This is a genomic window from Streptomyces sp. H27-H1, from assembly GCF_026627445.1.
In the GTDB taxonomy this organism is placed as follows: domain Bacteria; phylum Actinomycetota; class Actinomycetes; order Streptomycetales; family Streptomycetaceae; genus Streptomyces.
On sequence record NZ_JAPNLJ010000085.1, the window covers coordinates 1 to 17,919 of the forward strand.

Annotated in this window: 16 protein-coding genes; 4 read left to right on the forward strand and 12 right to left on the reverse strand. The window is 71.8% G+C overall.

Features of this window, described 5'->3' with window-relative positions:
* Positions 1-135: 135 nt before the first annotated feature.
* Positions 136-1,476: a geranylgeranyl reductase family protein gene (locus OTB20_RS40215; protein WP_420716604.1), complete on the reverse strand. Its 1,341-nt coding sequence runs from the start codon at positions 1,474-1,476 to the stop codon at positions 136-138.
* A gap of 199 nt (positions 1,477-1,675) precedes the next feature.
* Here OTB20_RS40215 and OTB20_RS40220 point away from each other — a divergent pair, with 199 nt between their 5' ends.
* Both OTB20_RS40220 and OTB20_RS40225 read left to right on the forward strand, forming a co-directional pair.
* Complete coding sequence (locus tag OTB20_RS40220) at positions 1,676-3,040, forward strand: dipeptidase (protein ID WP_267824868.1); 1,365 nt, start codon at positions 1,676-1,678, stop codon at positions 3,038-3,040.
* 109 nt (positions 3,041-3,149) lie between these two features.
* Positions 3,150-3,896 carry an MBL fold metallo-hydrolase gene (locus OTB20_RS40225; protein ID WP_267824869.1) on the forward strand — a complete coding sequence of 249 codons (747 nt, stop codon included), beginning with the start codon at positions 3,150-3,152 and terminating at the stop codon, positions 3,894-3,896.
* Here the strand turns inward: OTB20_RS40225 and OTB20_RS40230 are convergent.
* Complete coding sequence (locus OTB20_RS40230; RefSeq protein WP_267824870.1) at positions 3,893-4,945, reverse strand: NUDIX hydrolase; 1,053 nt, start codon at positions 4,943-4,945, stop codon at positions 3,893-3,895. The two genes, OTB20_RS40225 and OTB20_RS40230, sit on opposite strands and share 4 nt — an antisense overlap.
* Positions 4,946-5,152: 207 nt before the next feature.
* Here OTB20_RS40230 and OTB20_RS40235 point away from each other — a divergent pair, with 207 nt between their 5' ends.
* The gene (locus OTB20_RS40235; protein ID WP_267824881.1) at positions 5,153-6,139 is read left to right on the forward strand and encodes a LacI family DNA-binding transcriptional regulator; all 987 of its coding nucleotides are present in this window, start codon (positions 5,153-5,155) and stop codon (positions 6,137-6,139) included.
* A 95-nt stretch (positions 6,140-6,234) separates the two neighbouring features.
* Here OTB20_RS40235 and OTB20_RS40240 read toward each other — a convergent pair whose 3' ends face one another.
* The 5 genes from OTB20_RS40240 to OTB20_RS40260 all read right to left on the reverse strand — a co-directional run bounded on the left by OTB20_RS40240 (position 6,235) and on the right by OTB20_RS40260 (position 10,842).
* The gene (locus tag OTB20_RS40240; RefSeq protein ID WP_267756881.1) at positions 6,235-7,533 is read right to left on the reverse strand and encodes a DUF6986 family protein; all 1,299 of its coding nucleotides are present in this window, start codon (positions 7,531-7,533) and stop codon (positions 6,235-6,237) included.
* 183 nt (positions 7,534-7,716) lie between these two features.
* Positions 7,717-8,679, reverse strand: a complete 963-nt coding sequence (locus OTB20_RS40245; RefSeq protein ID WP_267824871.1) for an electron transfer flavoprotein subunit alpha/FixB family protein — start codon at positions 8,677-8,679, stop codon at positions 7,717-7,719.
* 90 nt (positions 8,680-8,769) lie between these two features.
* Positions 8,770-9,555, reverse strand: coding sequence for an electron transfer flavoprotein subunit beta/FixA family protein (locus OTB20_RS40250; RefSeq protein WP_267756879.1), 786 nt, complete (start codon positions 9,553-9,555; stop codon positions 8,770-8,772).
* A 200-nt stretch (positions 9,556-9,755) separates the two neighbouring features.
* Entirely contained in the window at positions 9,756-10,301 is a 546-nt protein-coding gene (locus tag OTB20_RS40255; RefSeq protein WP_267824872.1) for a flavin reductase family protein, read from the reverse strand.
* A 166-nt stretch (positions 10,302-10,467) separates the two neighbouring features.
* Complete coding sequence (locus tag OTB20_RS40260; RefSeq protein WP_420716605.1) at positions 10,468-10,842, reverse strand: thioredoxin family protein; 375 nt, start codon at positions 10,840-10,842, stop codon at positions 10,468-10,470.
* A gap of 225 nt (positions 10,843-11,067) precedes the next feature.
* On the opposite strand from OTB20_RS40260, the gene OTB20_RS40265 reads away from it, so the two are divergent.
* Positions 11,068-11,790 (forward strand): lysophospholipid acyltransferase family protein, encoded by a 723-nt coding sequence (locus tag OTB20_RS40265; RefSeq protein ID WP_267824874.1) that lies wholly within the window; start codon positions 11,068-11,070, stop codon positions 11,788-11,790.
* Between the two features lie 1,357 nt (positions 11,791-13,147).
* On the opposite strand, the gene OTB20_RS40270 is transcribed toward OTB20_RS40265, so the two are convergent.
* The 5 genes from OTB20_RS40270 to OTB20_RS40290 all read right to left on the reverse strand — a co-directional run.
* A complete protein-coding gene (locus OTB20_RS40270; RefSeq protein WP_267824875.1) occupies positions 13,148-13,747 on the reverse strand; it encodes a transglutaminase-like domain-containing protein in 600 nt (199 codons plus the stop codon).
* A 66-nt stretch (positions 13,748-13,813) separates the two neighbouring features.
* Positions 13,814-14,902 (reverse strand): threonine aldolase family protein, encoded by a 1,089-nt coding sequence (locus tag OTB20_RS40275; RefSeq protein WP_267824876.1) that lies wholly within the window; start codon positions 14,900-14,902, stop codon positions 13,814-13,816.
* A gap of 11 nt (positions 14,903-14,913) precedes the next feature.
* Positions 14,914-15,681, reverse strand: coding sequence for an SDR family NAD(P)-dependent oxidoreductase (locus OTB20_RS40280; protein WP_267824877.1), 768 nt, complete (start codon positions 15,679-15,681; stop codon positions 14,914-14,916).
* Between the two features lie 26 nt (positions 15,682-15,707).
* On the reverse strand, positions 15,708-17,123 hold the full coding sequence (locus OTB20_RS40285) for a DUF6421 family protein (RefSeq protein WP_267824878.1): 1,416 nt from the start codon (positions 17,121-17,123) through the stop codon (positions 15,708-15,710).
* Positions 17,124-17,213: 90 nt separating this feature from the next.
* On the reverse strand, positions 17,214-17,919 hold a 706-nt coding region (locus OTB20_RS40290; protein ID WP_267824879.1), incomplete at its 5' end, for an alpha/beta hydrolase.

Consider the following 17,919-nt stretch of genomic DNA (forward strand, 5'->3'; position numbering starts at 1 on the left):
TCCCGCCCCCTCCCGGCGCCACACGGGCCCCGACCCGCGGTGGCGGCCTCGCCGGCGAACCCGGCAAGACCGCCACACCCCGCACCTCGGGGCCGCCGCTCCCCCGCCAGGGGAGAGCCGGCTCGATCCCAAGGCTCAGCCCTGCTCCCCGGCCCCCGTTTCGGTCCCGGTCCCGGTTTCGGCCCCGGCCCGGCTCCGCGCCTGCCGGGCGTCGAGCACGTGCAGCGCCTTGCGCGCCAGCGGGTACGTACGCACCATCTCGGCCAGCGTCAAAGAGCCCCGCGCGATCCGGGCGAAGGCCAGCCAGGCCGGACGGAAGCCGGTGATCGCCGCGTGCAGCAGGCCCGGCTTGGCCTCGAACAGTTCCAGCATCCGCTTGCCGACACCCATCTCCACACCCAGCCCGGCCTTGACGGCGAAGGCGTAGTTGAGGGCCTGACGGCGCGCGTCCACGGCGTCCTGGGCCTCGGAGATCTTCACGGCCCACTCCCCGGCGAGCCGCCCCGAGCGCAGCGCGAAGGAGATTCCCTCCCGGGTCCACGGCTCCAGCAGCCCGGCCGCGTCGCCCGCGACGAGCACCCGCCCGCGCGAAAGCGGCGATCCGGGCTTCCGGCAGCGGGTCAAATGCCCGGAGGAGACCGCCGGTTCGAAACCGGACAGGCCCAGCCGGGCGATGAAGTCGTCCAGGTACCGCTTGGTCGCGGCGCCTTCGCCCTTCGCCGAGATGACCCCGACGGTGAGGGTGTCGCCCTTGGGGAAGACCCAGCCGTAGCTTCCGGGCAGCGGCCCCCAGTCGATGAGGACCCGGCCCTTCCAGTCCGCGGCGACCGTCTCCGGGACGGGGATCTCCGCTTCCAGACCGAGGTCGACCTGGTCCATCTCGACGCCTACGTGCGCCCCGATCCGGCTCGCGCTGCCGTCCGCGCCGACCACGGCCCGGGCCAGTACGGTCTCGCCGTCAGCGAGGACCACTGCGACGGTCCGCCGGTCCGGCACGGACGCCCCGTGCTGTTCCACCCGCGTCACGGCCGTACCCGTACGGACCGTGGCGCCGGCCTTCTCCGCTTCGGCGACCAGCGCGGCGTCGAACTCGGGCCGGTTGATCAGCCCGAACAACATCTGCTTCGAACGCCGGGTCCGGGAGAACTTCCCGTCCAGGGAGAAGGTGACCGCGTGGACGCGGTCCTTGAGGGGCAGCACGAAACCCGGCGGGAGCGAGTCGCGCGAGGGGCCGATGATCCCTCCGCCGCAGGTCTTGTACCGGGGCAGTTCCGCTTTTTCCAACAGCAGAACACGCCGTCCCGCGGCCGCCGCGGCGTGCGCGGCCGAGGACCCGGCCGGCCCGGCCCCGACCACGACGACGTCCCACACCTCGCCCACCTCGCCGGTCCCCCCGGCCTCCGCGTCCGCCCCCTGAGCGGCCTGCCCTGCCGCCGCGTCGCGTACGTCGCCGCTGTCGCTCTCGTCGCTGCTCACGATGTGCTGCTGCTCCTGATCATGCGGTTCATGCCTGCTCCGATGCCGGGGAAATCCTACGGCGCGAGAGCGACTGCCCCGTTGTGCGAGGATCGGAACAGTCTTCTGCCGTAGCCCGCATACGCACACCCCGCGCATGCGGGACCCGTACGCGTACCCCTACACGTACACCAACGTCGCACCCAAGAGGAGCGTGCCCATGCCGTCTCATCCGATCGCCGAGACCGTCGCCTCGCTGATGCCCCGCGCCAAGCAGGAGCTTTCCGAGCTGGTGGCTTTCCAGTCGGTGGCGGACTGGGCCCAGTTCCCCCAGAGCGAGAGCCGGGCCGCCGCGGACTGGGTTGCCGACGCGCTGCGCGCCGAGGGCTTCCAGGACGTGGCGCTGCTCGACACCCCCGACGGCACCCAGTCGGTGTACGGGTTCCTGCCCGGCCCGGTGGACGCGCCGACCGTCCTGCTGTACGCGCACTACGACGTGCAGCCCCCGCTGGACGAGGCGGCCTGGGTCTCCCCCGCCTTCGAGCTGACCGAGCGCGACGGCCGCTGGTACGGCCGCGGAACCGCCGACTGCAAGGGCGGGTTCATCCTGCACCTGCTCGCGCTGCGCGCCCTGCAGGCCAACGGCGGTGTGCCGGTGAACGTGAAGGTCATCGTCGAGGGTTCGGAGGAGCAGGGCACCGGCGGCCTCCAGCAGTACGCGACGGCCCACCCCGAACTGCTGGCCGCCGACGCCGTCGTGATCGGTGACGCGGGCAACTTCCGTACGGGCCTGCCGACGGTCACCGCGACGCTGCGCGGGATGTGCCTGCTGAAGGTCAAGATCGACACCCTGGGCGGAAATCTGCACTCCGGCATGTTCGGCGGGGCCGCCCCCGACGCGATGGCCGCCCTGATCCAGCTCCTGGCCTCGCTGCGCGCGCCGGACGGTTCGACCACGGTGGACGGGCTGGCCTCGGACGCGGTGTGGGAGGGACTCCAGTACCCGGAGGCGGACTTCCGTTCCGACGCGAAGGTGCTGGACGGGGTCGAGCTGATCGGCGAGGGTTCGATCGCGGACCGGCTGTGGGCCCGGCCTGCGGTCACCGTACTGGCCATCGACTCCCCGCCCCTGGTCGGTGCGACCCCCTCGGTGCACGCGAGCGCGGGCGCGCTGGTGAGCCTGCGGGTGCCGCCGGGCGTGGACACGGCGGAGGCGATCAAGCTGCTGGAGGCGCACCTCACGGCGCACACCCCGTGGAAGGCGCGTCTGGAGATCGAAGTCGTCGGCCAGGGGCAGCCGTTCCAGGCGGACACCGACAGCCCCGCCTACGCGTCGATGGCCGAGGCCATGAAGGCGGCCTACCCGGGCCAGGAGATGCAGATCAGCGGCATGGGCGGCTCGATCCCCCTGTGCAACACCCTGACCTCGCTGTACCCGGACGCCGAGATGCTGCTCATCGGTCTGAGCGAGCCGGAGGCGCAGATCCACGCGGTCAACGAAAGCGTCTCCCCGGAGGAGCTGGAGCGTCTGTCGGTCACGGAGGCGCTGTTCCTCCTCAACTACGCGGAGTCCAAGCGCGTCTGACGTGCCGCCGGGGCGCCAGCGGGCGCCCCGGCCGTCGGTCCGCTACGGGCGAACCCGGTCTCGGCGCGTATCGCCACGCGCACCGGGTGCGCCCGCATACGTTCGGGTCATGGATCTCATCGAAGTCGTCCCCGAACGGCTCCACATGCTCCGCTTCCCCATCGGCCAGGCCTATCTCTGGCGCGACGGAGCGGACCTGACCCTGATCGACGCGGGCCACGCCGGTTCGGCGGCCGCGATCGAAGGGGCGATACGTTCCCTCGGGCTGCGGCCGCAGCGGCTGCAGCGGATCGTCCTGACCCACTGCCACGACGATCACATCGGTGCGGCGGACGAACTCGCCTCCCGATGGGGCGCGGAGGTTCTGGCGCACGGTCTGGACGCCTCCGTGATCCGCGGCGAGCGGCCGGTCCCGGAGCCGGTCCTGCTGGACTGGGAACTGCCGCTGTACACGCATGCCCTGACCGCGGTCCCGCAGGCCCCGCCGACCCGGGTGGACCGGGAGCTGAAGGACGGGGAGCTGCTCGGGTTCGGCGGCGGCGCGATCGTCGTCCACGCTCCGGGCCACACCCGCGGCAGCATCGGCGTCCACCTCCCGGCGCACGGGGTGCTGTTCACGGGCGACTGCGTCGCAGGAGTCGGCCAGGTCATGCTGGGCGTCTTCAACGTGGACCGCGCCGAGGCCGTCGCCTCGTTCGGCCGGCTCGCCGCGCTCTCCCCGTCGGTGGCCTGCTTCGGCCACGGCGACCCGCTGACCTCGGACACCTCCGCTACCCTCCTCGCGGCGGCGCGGGCGGCCGCCGACGCCCACCTGTCCGACATCCGGTCCGGTGAAACTTCCCGGTCACCGCACTAGGGAATCGGTTCGGCAACGGCGCGCCCCGCCTCCAGGTACAGGGCGCGGCCCCGTTCGCGTGCCCGCAGGGCCCCCCTGAGTCTCTCGTACCGCACCGTCGGCAGCAGGTCGGCCGCCTCCTCCTCCGTCACGAACCGCCAGGCGCGCAGTTCCGGCCCGGGCAGCCGCAGCCGTCCGGCCTGCGCCGCCGACAGTCGGCCGCCGTCGAACAGCAGCCGCAGGCCGCCGTACCCCGCCGGAGGCCCCGGCGGCTCCCAGTCCACGACCAGGAGTTCCGGGAGGCGCTCGAGTACGAGGCCGAGTTCCTCCTCGACCTCCCGTACTCCCGCGCACGCCGGGGCTTCCCCGGCCTCGACGACTCCGCCCGGGAACTCCCACCCCGGTTTGTACGTCGGATCCACCAGCAGCACCCGGTCCGCTTCGTCGAAGAGCAGCACCCCGGCCGCGACCGTCTCGCGCGTCGGCTGCGGGGTCTGGACGATGTCGCAGACCCGGGCCGTGTCGGTGCGTACGGCCTCGGCGATCCGCTCGGCCGTCTCCCGTACGGTCAGGGTCCCGTTGTCGATGACGTGCGCGTCGGCCGCGAGCCAGCCCAGCGCGTGCTGGTAGGCCGGGATGTGGTCGTAGGCCCACTGCCGCACCCGCAGGTCCACGTCCTCGGCCGCCCCGGGCTCCTCGCGGGTGGCGATCCGCTCCCGGAGGATCGTTTCCTCCGGGGCGAGCAGTACGTGCCGCACCGCGATCCTGCGCGCCGCGAGCCCGCCGAAGATCTCGTCGCGGTACTCCTGGCGCAGCAGGGTCATCGGGACCACCAGCACCCCGCCCAGCTCCGCCAGCATCGCCGCCGCCGTGTCCACGACGAGCCGCCGCCAGCTCGGCAGGTCCTGGTAGTCGGACACCTCCGCGAGGCGTTTGCGCGGCAGCAGCACGCGCAGCGCGTCACCGATGAACTCAGGGTCGAACAAGGTGCTGTCCGGCAGGAGTCCGGTCAACTCGCGCGCTGTGCTGCTCTTCCCGGCGCCGAAGGTGCCGTTGATCCAGACAATCACGTCTACCCCTCTCCCGATGCCCCCAGTGGCTTGCCCGCACCACCCTGCCACGGAAACCCCGACGCCCCGGCGAGTGCTTATCCTCAAGGTCAGGGGCCTGTCCGCAGCGACGGGCCCGCACCGCCACAGCGCCCGCCCTCCCGGAGGTCCGACACCGTGCCGCACTCCCGCCGCCCGTCCGAGACCCGCTACGGCAACCGGCCGACCATGAAGGACGTGGCGGCCCGGGCCGGCGTGGGCCTCAAGACGGTGTCACGCGTCGTCAACGGTGAACCGGGGGTCACTCCGGACACCGAGAAGCGGGTTCAGGAAGCCATCGACGCGCTCGGGTTCCGCCGCAACGACAGCGCGCGCGTCCTGCGCAAGGGCCGCACCGCAACCGTCGGCCTGGTCCTGGAGGACCTCTCGGACCCCTTCTACGGACCGCTCAACCGGGCCGTGGAGGAGGTGGCCCGTGCCCACGGCGCCCTGCTCATCAACGGCTCCAGCGCCGAGGACCCCGATCGCGAGCGGGAGTTGGCGCTCGCGCTGTGCGCCCGCCGGGTGGACGGCCTCGTCGTGATCCCGGCCGGGGACGACCACCGCTATCTGGAGCCGGAGATCCGGGCCGGGGTGGCCACGGTGTTCGTGGACCGCCCGGCAGGGCGCATCGACGCCGACGTCGTGCTGTCCGACAGCTTCGGCGGCGCCCGGGGCGGGGTGGCCCACCTGATCGCGGGCGGCCACCGCCGGATCGGCTTCATCGGCGACCATCCGCACATCCACACGGCGACCGAGCGCCTACGGGGCTACCGCGCGGCCATGGCGGACGCCGGCCTGCCGGTCGCCGAGTCCTGGGTCTCCCTCGGGGCGACGGCCCCGGAGCGCGTCTCGGCGGCCGCCCGGTCGATGCTGTCCGGTCCGGAGCCGGTCACGGCGCTCTTCGCCGGCAACAACCGCGTGACGGTCACGGCCGTACGGGTCCTCGCGTCCCTGCCCCGCCCGGTGGCGCTGGTCGGCTTCGACGACTTCGAACTCGCCGACCTGCTGCGCCCCGGTATCACGGTGGTCGCCCAGGACGCGGCGGCCCTGGGCAGGGTGGCCACGGACCGCCTCTTCCAGCGCCTGGCGGGCACCGGCCTGCCCCCGGCCCGCATCGAGCTCCCCACCCGCCTGATCACGCGTGGTTCGGGCGAGATCCCGCCGTCCTCCTGAGCCGGGGCGCCGGCCCGGAGCTGGACACCGAAAGGCCCGGCCGGGGGCAGACCGGCCGGGCCTCGTACGGGGGGGGTGCCTCGGAACTACACCGCTCAGGCGGTCGCCGTCAGCGTCGCCGAGCGGCGCGGGATGGCGAAGGCGTCGAGCTCCGCGCGGGTCAGGCCGGTCAGGGCGGTGACCTCCTCGGCGCCGACGGCGCCGCAGTCCAGGCCGCGGACCAGGTAGCCGGCCAGCGCCTTGGCGGTGGCGGGCTCGTCCATGACGTCGCCCTCGATCTTGGCGACGTACGCCTTCAGGCGCGCGGCGGCCGTTTCGAGGCCCTCGCGGTAGAAGACGAAGACGGCCGCGTAGCGGGTCGGCAGGTGCGCCGGGTGCATGTCCCAGCCCTGGTAGTAGGCACGGGCCAGGGCGCGGCGGGTGAGGCCGTAGTGCAGCTTCCAGGCCTCGTGGACGTGCTCGGTGGTACCGATCGGCAGCACGTTGGTCGAGCCGTCGGAGACGCGTACGCCGGTGCCGGCGGCCGCTACCTGCATGATCGCCTTCGCGTGGTCGGCGGCGGGGTGGTCGCTCGACTGGTAGGCGGCCGAGACGCCGACGCAGGCGCTGTAGTCGAAGGTGCCGTAGTGCAGGCCGGTGGCGCGGCCCTTGGCGGCCTGGATCATCTTCGCGACCGCGGCGGTGCCGTCGGAGGCGAGGATGGACTGGCTGGTCTCGATCTGGATCTCGAACCCGATCCGGCCCGGGCGCAGGCCGCGGGAGGTCTCGAAGGCCTCCAGCAACTGCACGAAGGCCGTGACCTGCTCGGGGTAGGTGACCTTGGGCAGGGTCAGGACCAGGCCCTCGGGGAGGCCGCCGTGCGCCAGCAGGCCGGAGAGGAAGATGTCGGTGGTCCGGATGCCGCGGTCGCGGACGTTGGACTCCATGCACTTCATCCGGATGCCCATGTACGGGGCGTTCGTGCCGTTGGAGAAGGCTTCGGCGACGAGGCGGGCGGCGCGGGCCGCGGCCTGGTCCTCCTCCTCGTCGGAGCGGACTCCGAAGCCGTCCTCGAAGTCGACGCGGAGGTCCTCGATGGGCTCGGAGGCGAGCTTGGCGCGGACGCGGTCGTAGACCGGTACGGCCAGCTCGTCGGAGATGCCCAGGACCTTCGCGAAGGTGGCGGCGTCCGGGGCGTGCTCGTCCAGGGCCGCGAGGGCCTGGTCGCCCCATGAGCGGATGGTGTCGGTGTCGAAGACGTCACCGGGTACGTAGACCGTGTGGATGGGCTGACGGGTGCCGGGGTCGCCCGGGTAGTGCCGCGCGAGTTCCGCGTCCACCGGCGCGAGGGAGGCGCTGATGCCCTCGCTGACCGCGCCTGCGAGGCTCGTCGCCACCTTCTCCTGCTGACCCATCGTGCACACTCCTCTTTTCCGCTTCACGGAATCTTAGATCCGCATTACAGAATTTAGTCACGGGGTTCCGCTCAGTCAATGGTCCCTCCGCCGTCCTGGACAAACGACTCGGGGCCGTGTGGTGAGAAACACCACACGGCCCCGGAGACCACTTACCCGCAGGTCAGCACCTGCGGGTGGCGACTAGCCCTTGCGCGCCTTGATCTCGTCGGTCAGCTGGGGGACGACCGCGAAGAGGTCGCCGACCACGCCGTAGTCGACGAGGTCGAAGATCGGGGCCTCGGCGTCCTTGTTGATCGCGACGATCGTCTTCGAGGTCTGCATGCCCGCGCGGTGCTGGATCGCGCCCGAGATGCCGGAGGCGATGTACAGCTGCGGGGAGACCGACTTGCCGGTCTGGCCGACCTGGTTGGAGTGCGGGTACCAGCCGGCGTCGACGGCGGCGCGCGAGGCGCCGACGGCCGCACCGAGGGAGTCCGCGAGGCCCTCGATGATGTGGAAGTTCTCGGCGCCGTTGACGCCGCGGCCGCCGGAGACGACGATCGCGGCCTCGGTCAGCTCGGGGCGGCCGGTGGCCTCGCGCGGGGTGCGGGAGGTGACCTTGGTGCCGGTGGCCAGGGCGCCGAAGGTGACGGCGAGCGCCTCGACGGTGCCGGCGGCCGGAGCGGCCTCGACCGGGGCGGAGTTGGGCTTCACGGTGATGACCGGGACGCCCTTGGAGACGCGGGACTTGGTGCTGAAGGACGCGGCGAACGCGGCCTGCGTCGCCACCGGGCCCTCGTCACCCGCCTCCAGGTCGATGGCGTCGGTGATGATGCCCGAGCCGATGCGGACCGCCAGGCGGGCGGCGATCTCCTTGCCCTCGGCGGAGGACGGGACGAGCACGGCGGCCGGGGACACGGCGTCGTAGGCGGCCTGGAGTGCATCCACCTTCGGTACGACGAGGTAGTCGGTGAACTCCGGGGCGTCGGCGGTGAGGACCTTGACGGCGCCGTGCTCGGCGAGCACGGCCGCGGTGGCCTCGGCGCCGGCGCCGAGGGCGACGGCGACGGGCTCGCCGATGCGGCGGGCCAGCGTCAGCAGTTCGAGAGTGGGCTTGCGGACGGCGCCGTCGACGTGGTCGACGTAGACGAGGACTTCAGCCATGGGGATGCTCCTGCGAATGCGAAGTAGTCAGGGGGAGTTTCGAGGGATGACCGAAGCTCATGGATGAACTTCTGGCCGGCCAGACTGGCCCTAGATGAACTTCTGCTCCGCAAGGAAGGCCGCCAGCGCCTTGCCGCCCTCGCCCTCGTCCTTGACGATCGTGCCGGCGGTGCGGGCCGGACGCTGGGTCGCGGAGTCGACCGCGGTCCAGGAGCCTTCGAGGCCGACCTCGTCGGACTCGATCTCCAGCTCCTCCAGGTCCCAGGACTCCACCGGCTTCTTCTTGGCGGCCATGATGCCCTTGAAGGACGGGTAGCGGGCCTCGCCCGACTGGTCCGTCACCGAGACGAGCGCCGGGAGGGAGGCCTCCAGCTGCTCGCTCGCCGAGTCGCCGTCACGGCGGCCGGTCACGACACCGCCCTCGACCTTGACCTCGGACAGCAGGGTGACCTGCGGAACGCCCAGGCGCTCGGCCAGGATCGCCGGGAGGACGCCCATGGTGCCGTCGGTCGAGGCCATGCCCGTGATGACCAGGTCGTAGCCGGCCTTCTCGATCGCCTTGGCGAGCACCAGCGAGGTGGCCATGACGTCGCTGCCGTGCAGGTCGTCGTCCTCGACGTGGATGGCCTTGTCGGCACCCATCGACAGCGCCTTGCGCAGCGCGTCCTTCGCGTCCTCGGGGCCCACCGTCAGGACGGTGATCTCCGCGTCGTCGGCCTCGTCGGCGATCTGCAGCGCCTGCTCGACGGCGTACTCGTCGAGCTCCGACAGCAGGCCGTCGACGTCGTCACGGTTGACGGTCAGGTCTTCGGTGAACTGCCGGTCGCCAGTGGCGTCGGGCACGTACTTCACACAGACAACGATCCTCAGGCTCACGCCGGCTCTCCTACCGCATCGACATATCTGGTACCGCCTTGTTCAGGCAGCATAGGCGCCATCTCGGGCCGTTCCCGCCGGGGCGGCCCGCGCTCCGTTGGGAATGTTACTCGTCAGTACACAGCGGGTCCCGTCAGGTTGCAAGGCCAGTGAACTGTGATCTGGCCAACGCCGACGGAACCGGCCCCAGCAGGGACGTTTCAGTCCCGCAACGCGTTGAAGCGCCCCTGGTGGTACAGCAGCGGACGGCCCTCCCCGGCCGGATCCCCCACCGGGTCCCCCGCCGGGTCGCCGGCCACCGCCTCCGCGATGATCACCCGGTGCTCGCCGGCCGGAACCCGCGCCACGACACGGCACACCAGCCAGGCCAGGACACCGCCCAGCACCGGAACCCCGTGCGGGCCGGGCTCCCAGTCCGTCTCCGGCCCGAAGCGGTCGGCCCCGCTGCGGGCGAACAGGCCCGCCACCTCGCTCTGGCGCTCGCCGAGTATGTGGACCCCGAGGTACTCGGAGTCCCGTATCACGGGCCAGCTGGAGGACCCGGTGCCGATGGTGAACGACAGGAGCGGGGGGTCGGCCGAGACGGAGTTGAGGGAGGTCGCGGTGAAACCCACCGGCCGGCCGCCGCTCTCGGCGGTGATCACGGCGACGCCCGCGGCGTGCCGGCGGAACACCGAGCGCAACAGGGCGGGCGAGCCGGGCAGGCCGGCATCGGCCCGTGGGGACGGAGCCGTCGGAGCCGTCATGTGGGGGTTCCCCGTCCGTAAAGCAGGAGTTCATACCGCATATCGCAAGCCTGGCGATCTCCCGTGGACGCAGTCAAGCCTCCACGGACAGATGTAGGGCGCGTCACGCTGCGTGCGGACGCGCATACCGGCTCACCGGACACCGCCCGACGCCCGGCGCGCGGTGTCATACGGCGGCGCCCAGGGCGGCGATCACGTCCGCCTTGCGCGGCATTCCGGCGGCGCGCCGCACGATCCGGCCGGCCCCGTCCAGAACCAGTACCGTCGGGGTCGTCTCGATGCCCAGGGCCCGTACGAGGTTCAGGTTCTTCTCGGCGTCGATCTCGATGTGCCGCACGCCCACGACCATGGCCGCGACCTCGTCCAGGATCCGCCGGGTGGCCCGGCAGGGCTGACAGAAGGCGCTGGAGAACTGTACGAGGGTGGCCCGCTCCCCCGGCTCGGCGCCCAGTTCGGCCGGACCCAGCCGGCCGCCGCCCCCGCCTTCGTCCCGCCGACCGTCCCGCTCGCCTGCGCGCACTCGCGCTCCCGTCTCCGCCATCGCCTGACCCGTACGGGTACTCGTCCATCATCCCGGTACGGACGTACGCTGATCGGAGCGCCCGGCGGGCCCGGCGCATTCCCGGCGTGACGAGAATCTCGCCGGGCACGGGCGTCTGGGCTGGTCTGCGGCTCCCGTATGGGGCACGATCCCCATGGCCGCGTACCTACGCTGCCGTAACTTTGGGCCGGGAGCACCTCCAGGCAGAAAGCGGGGTCTCCCCACATGGCTGAGCTCGTCTACCCCCCGGTTATCGGTGCCGCGCACACCCTCTTCCGTGCGCTCGACGTCCGCATCGACATGAAGGGCACGGAGAACATCCCGCTCAAGGGCGGGGCGGTTCTGGTGTCGAACCACATCGGCTACCTCGACTTCATCTTCGCCGGGCTGACCGCACGCCCGCAGAAGCGCCTCGTCCGCTTCATGGCGAAGGAGTCGGTGTTCCGGCACAAGGTGTCCGGCCCGCTGATGCGCGCGATGAAGCACATCCCGGTGGACCGCGCCCAGGGTGAGACGGCGTACCAGCACGCGCTGGACTCGCTGCGCTCCGGTGAGATCATCGGCGTGTTCCCGGAGGCGACGATCTCCCAGTCCTTCACGCTGAAGAGCTTCAAGTCCGGTGCGGCGCGCATGGCCCAGGAAGCCGGCGTCCCGCTGATCCCGGTGGCGCTGTGGGGGACGCAGCGGATGTGGACCAAGGGCCGCCCCAAGGACCTCAAGCGCAGCCACATCCCGGTGATGATGCGCGTGGGAGAGCCGCTGGAGGCGCCCACGGACCAGTACGCCGGGGCCATCACCCGCCGGGTGCGCGAGCGCGTGCAGGAGCTGCTGGACGCCGCGCAGAGCGCCTACCCGGCCAAGCCCAAGGGCAACGACGACTCCTGGTGGCTGCCGGCCCACCTCGGCGGCACCGCGCCGACCCCGGCCCAGGTCAAGGAAGCCGGCTGAGCCTTCCGGACGGGGGGAAGCCCGGAGCGTTTCCCGGAGCCTTCCCGGAGCGAGCCTTGAACTCCCTTTGCGGATAGGGTCCTTGGCGCCTGCGATCCTTTCGCCCTACACGCGAATGGCGTAACCTCGCACCCTCAGCCACGTCACCTGGCGAAAGGGGCCGGGATGCCGGGGCTCGGACGGTACCTGGCCGCCGCACTGGCGGCGCGCTTCGCCTCCGAGGGGATGGGCATGGCGGTGGTACTGCTCGCCCTGCAGCGCACCGGGAGCGCCGCGCACGGCGCGTTCGTCCTGACGGCCTGGCTGGCCCCGCACGTGCTCGCGGCTCCGCTCGCGGGCGCCGCCGCGGCCAGGTCGCGCCGGCCCCGCCTCTTCCACGTGGGCGCCCTGGCGGGATTCACCACGGCCGTAGCCGTACTCGCGCTCCTGCTCGGGCGGGCTCCGACGCCGGTGGTGCTCGTGGTGGCGGTACTCGGCGGCTCCTGCGGGCCGATGGTGACGGGCGGGCTGTCGAGCCTGGTGGCGGGGCTGGTCCCGGCCGGTCCCGCGCGCGACCGGGCGTACGGCTGGGACGCGTCGACCTACAACGGCGCCGCGGTCACCGCTCCGGCGGCCGTCAGCCTGGTCGCCGCCTTCGGTTCGGCCGGGCCGGCGATGGCCCTGCTCGCGACCTCCGGAGCGCTGGCCGCCGCCCTCGCGGCGACCCTCCCCTACGCGAACCCGGATCCGGGCCCGGCCGGCGGCGCACCCCGGCCCGGGCTCGGCTCCGGGCTGGTCGCCCTGTGGCGGATCCGGGAGCTGCGGGCCGTCACCTCCGCGACGACGCTGGCCTTCGTGGGCATCGGGGCGCTCACCACCACTTCGGTACTGCTCGCCGCCGCGCTCGGCAGCCCGGGCGGCGGCGGGGTGCTCATGACCGCCTTCGCCCTGGGCGCCCTGACCGGCGCCCTGACGCTGGGCCGGATCACGTCCGTGCCGCCGGGACGACTGGCCCGCTGGGCCATGGCGGCGACCGGGGTGGCGCTGACGGCGGCCGCGTTCACCCCGTCCGTCGCCCTCACGGCGGTGGCGTTCGCGGCCGCCGGGGTGTGCGACGGGCCGCTGCTGACGGCCACCTTGCGCATCCGCTCGGAGTTCGCCCCCGAGCGGGCCCGGACCCAGGTGTTCACCCTCGGCGCCGGGCTGAAGGTGACGGCCGCGTCGACGGGCGCCGCGCTCGTGGGGCTGGGCGCCGGCGCGCCGCCCTGGATGCTGGTGCTCGCGATCGCCGCCCTGCAACTGGCCGCCGCCCTGCTGCACACCGTGGTGGCGGCCCGCGGCCCCGTACGGAACGCGGTCGCGGCCGGCGTCCCGGCGGCTACAGGGCCGTCGGCAGGTTCCGCCACAACTGCGGCCGGTCCGCGGATTCCTGGAGCGCCTTCAGCGTCGCCGGATGCGGCGCCGCGTACAGCTCGGGGTAGTCGATCTCCCCAAGCTCCGGGCGTACGGGAAAGGCGAGTTGCTCGCGGCCGAGGGTGAACTGGGCATCCACGCCGGGCTTGTTGCCCCGGGGGTCCACCCGGGACCAGTCGTCGCTGCCGGGCAGGCGCAGCGCGACGAGGCCGTGGATGGCGAGGTTCGATCCGTCGGCGTCGCCGAGGAGCTGGTAGCAGAGGCCGGTCGGGATGTCCCGGGCGCGCAGCAGTGCGGTCAGCGTGTGGGCCTTGGCGTAGCAGATTCCGTTGCGCGTCCCGAGGACGTCGGAGGCGCGCCAGGAGACGCGGTCGTCCCCGGAGTCGGCGGAGTGCGGGATCGTGTCGCGGACGAACTCGAAGGCGACCTTGGCGTATGAATATGCATCGCCGGTGGCCGCCCACAAGGCGTCGGCGGTCTCTTGGACCAGCGGGTGGCCGTGATCGACCGCTTCATCAGCGGCGAGATAGGCCGCAAAGTCAGTATGCTCCTGGATCAGTTCCATGATCCAGGAGCATACTCATGCATTGCTCTGCATGCCTATAGATTTTTTGCGCTCGGATCCGGGAGGCTAGCGACTCAACTCTTCCTTGAGGGCCTGCAGGAATCCGTCCACGTCCTCTTCCTGGGTGTCGAAGCTGCACATCCAGCGGACGTCGCCTGCGATCTCGTCCCAGAAGTAGAAGCGGTAGCGCTCCTGGAGCCGCCGGGTCACCTCGTGCGGGAGCCGTGCGAACACGGCGTTCGCCTGCACCGGGTAGAGGATCTCCACCCCGTCGGTCTCGCGCACACCCGCCGCCAGCCGGTGCGCCATCGCGTTGGCGTGGCGGGCGTTGCGCAGCCACAGGTCCTTCGCGAGGAGCGCTTCGAACTGCACCGACACGAAGCGCATCTTGGAGGCGAGCTGCATCGACATCTTGCGGATGTGCTTCATCTGCCGGACGGAGTCCGGGTTCAGCACGACGACGGCCTCGCCGGCCAGCATCCCGTTCTTGGTGCCGCCGTAGGACAGCACGTCCACGCCCGCCGCGTTGGTGAAGCTGCGCATCGGCACGTCGAGGGAGGCCGCGGCGTTGGCTATCCGGGCGCCGTCGAGATGGACCTTCATGCCCTTGCCGTGGGCGTGCTCGCAGATGGCGCGGATCTCGTCCACCGTGTACACCGTGCCGAGCTCGGTGTTCTGGGTGATCGAGACGACCTGCGGCATCGCCCGGTGCTCGTCCTCCCAGCCCCAGGCCTGCCGGTCGATGAGCTCGGGGGTGAGCTTTCCGTCCGGGGTGGGGACGGTGAGCAGCTTGAGGCCCGCCATCCGCTCGGGCGCGCCGCCCTCGTCCACGTTGATGTGCGCGCTCTCGGCGCAGATCACCGCGCCCCAGCGGTCGGTCAGGGCCTGCAGCGCCGTCACGTTGGCTCCGGTGCCGTTGAAGACCGGGTAGGCCTCGGCGTGCGGGCCGAAGTGGCCGCGGAAGACCTGCTGCAGGTGTTCGGTGTACTCGTCGTCGCCGTAGGAGACCTGGTGGCCGCCGTTGGCCAGCGCGATGGCCGCAAGGATCTCGGGATGCACCCCGGCGTAGTTGTCGCTGGCGAAGCCGCGCACCGCCGGGTCGTGGTGCCGGCGGGCGTCGGTCTTCGCCTGGGACTTCCTGATCGCGGTTCTCACGGCAGCTGTCTTCACGGTTGGGGAGTGAGCCACAGACGCTGTCCGTTCACATCGATGGCGGGCCGTTCCCAGACGCCGGCGATGGCCTCGGCCAGCTCCTTGACGTCGGTGAAGCCCGCGAACTTCGCAGTGGGACGCTCGGCGCGCATCGCGTCGTGCACCAATGCCTTGATCACCAGGATCGCAGCCGCGGCTCCCGGACCGTCCTCGCCCCCCGCCTTGCGGAAGGAATCCGCCATCGAGAGCGTCCAGGCCTCGGCCGCCGCCTTGCCCGCGTTGTACGCGGCGTTGTTGGCGACCGGTTTGTGCGCACCGGACTGGCTGACCAGGACGTAGCGGCCGCGGTCGCTGCGCAGCAGTCCGTCGTGGAAGGCGAGCGTGGTGTGCTGGACGGTGCGGATGAGGAGCTTCTCGAGGAAGCCCCAGTCCGCGAGGTCGGTGTCCGTGAAGGTGGTGCTGCCCCGCCAGCCACCGACGAGGTGGACCAGGCCGTCGATGCGGCCGAACTCCTTCTCGGTCTGCTCGGCCCAGGCCTTGCTGGCGTCCAGGTCGAGCAGATCCACGGTGTCACCCGTGATGGTGGCGCCGCCGTGGGCGTAGCGTGCCGCGTCCACGGACTCCGCCAGCCGCGCCGCGTCGGCGTCGGCGGCGACGACCACGGCGCCCGCCTCGGCGAGGCGGAGCAGGGTGGCGCGCCCGGCGGGACCGCCGGCCCCTGCCACCGCCACCACCGCACCGTGGAGCTTCCCGTTCCCGTTCCCGTTCCCGGAGCCGTTCATCTGTGCAGCCTCCTGTGGGCGAGTGCTCACGCGGCGACCCGCGCGGCGGTCTCGCGGTCCGCGGCGTTCCCTGCCGTGATGCCCTTGGTCGCAGCGATCACGCCCTTGAGCTTCTTGGCCAGGGCCTCATAGAACATGCTCAGGGGAAACTCGTCCGGAAGCACGTCGTCCACGAGCTTGCGCGGCGGCTGGGTCAGGTCCAGGGCGTCGGGGCCCTTGGCCCACTTGGATCCCGGGTGGGGGGCGAGGTACTCGGCGACCAGGTCGTACGCCTTGAACCAGTGGACGAGCTTGGGGCGGTCGATGCCCGCCCGGTAGAGGTCCTCGATCTCGGCACACAGCTGGTTGGTGACCTGCGGGGCGCGCATCCAGTCGATCTTCAGCTTGTTGTCCGTCCAGCGCACGACGTCGTGCTTGTGGAGGTACGCGAAGAGGAGCTGGCCGCCGAGGCCGTCGTAGTTCCGGTTGCGGTCGCCGGACACCGGGAAGCGGAACATCCGGTCGAAGAGGACGGCGTACTGCACGTCGCGGCCGTGCTCGTTGCCCTCGGACTCCAGCTTCACGGCCTCCTTGAAGGCGGTGAGGTCGCAGCGCAGCTCTTCCAGGCCGTACATCCAGAACGGCTGGCGCTGCTTGATCATGAAGGGGTCGAACGGCAGGTCGCCGTGGCTGTGCGTGCGGTCGTGGACCATGTCCCACAGGACGAAGGCCTTCTCGCAGCGCTCCTGGTCCTCGACCATCCGGGCGATGTCCTCGGGCAGGTCGATGCCCAGGATGTCCACGGCGGCCTCGGTGACCTTGCGGTAGCGGGCGGCCTCGCGGTCGCAGAAGATGCCGCCCCACGTGAAGCGCTCGGGGGCCTCGCGCACGGCGATGGTCTCCGGGAAGAGCACGGCGGAGTGGGTGTCGTAGCCCGGGGTGAAGTCCTCGAAGGTGATGCCGAGGAACAGCGGATTGTCGTACCGGGTGCGCTCCAGCTCGGCGAGCCACTCGGGCCACACCATCTTCAGCACGACGGCTTCGAGGTTGCGGTCCAGGTTGCCGTTCTGCGTGTACATCGGGAAGACCACGAGGTGCTGGAGACCGTCGGCGCGCTCGGCCGCCGGGTGGAAGGCCAGCAGGGAGTCGAGGAAGTCCGGCACCGCGAAACCGTCGGCGGCCCACTTGCGCAGGTCGCCGACGAGGGCACGGTGGTACACCTGCCCGTGCGGAAGCAGCGGCGACAGCTCCTCGACGGCCGAGACCACGCGCTCGACGACGACCGGGGCGGCGGCGCGGGCGTGCGCCCCCTGGGCGTCGAAGTCGATGGACCCGTCGGCCGACTGCCAGGACCGGATCTCCTCCACGGCGGCCTTGAGCTCGGGCCACGCCGGGTGGTCCACCACCCGTCCACCAGCGGTTTTCACGGCACCGCCGGTACCCGGCACAAGAGTTTCCGTCATGTCACTTCCTCCACAGGAGAACCTCACGTCGGCACAGCGTAAGCGGGTGAGGCTCCCCTACTCAAGAGGAGATCCGGGAAATTATCCTGCTCAACCCCCTATTGCGCCGGAAGTCTTCCCGTTCTTACGCGTGGAGTCGATGACTCCGCCCAGTCGCGCCAAGGCCTCCCGGGCCTGCGGGAGCACTCCGGCCAGCGCGAGGAACCCGTGGAACATCCCGGGGTGGGAATCAAGGGCCGACCGGACGCCGGCGCCGAGCAGCCGGTGGTGGTACGCCTCCCCCTCGTCCCGCAGCGGATCGCAGCCGGCGACCACCACGTACGCGGGCGGCAGCCCCGTGAGGTCCCCGGCGAGCGGCGAGGCCAGCGGATCGCCGCCGTCGCCGTCGGGGCCCAGGTACTGCTCCCAGAACCAGCGCAGGTGCGCCGCGGTCAGGAAGTAGCCCTCGGCGTTGCTCCGGTAGGACCCGGTGTCCTGTGCGGCGTCCAGGCACGGGTAGATCAGCACCTGGAGCGCGACGGCCGGCCCCCTGTACCCGGGGTGGTCCCGGGCCAGCAGCAGCGAGGCGGCCGCGAGGTTCCCGCCGGCGCTGTCTCCGGCCACCACCAGGGCGGCCGGATCCCCGCCCAGCTCGGCGAGGTGCGCGCCGGCCCAGCACAGGGCGGCGTAGGCGTCGTGGACGGAGCGCATGGCCGCTATGGACTGCGGCCCGGCGAAGCCCATCACGAGCGCCCCGACGCCCAGCTCGGCGGCCTGCACCAGGGTCTCCGCCCGGCTGCACGCGAGGAACAGCGGC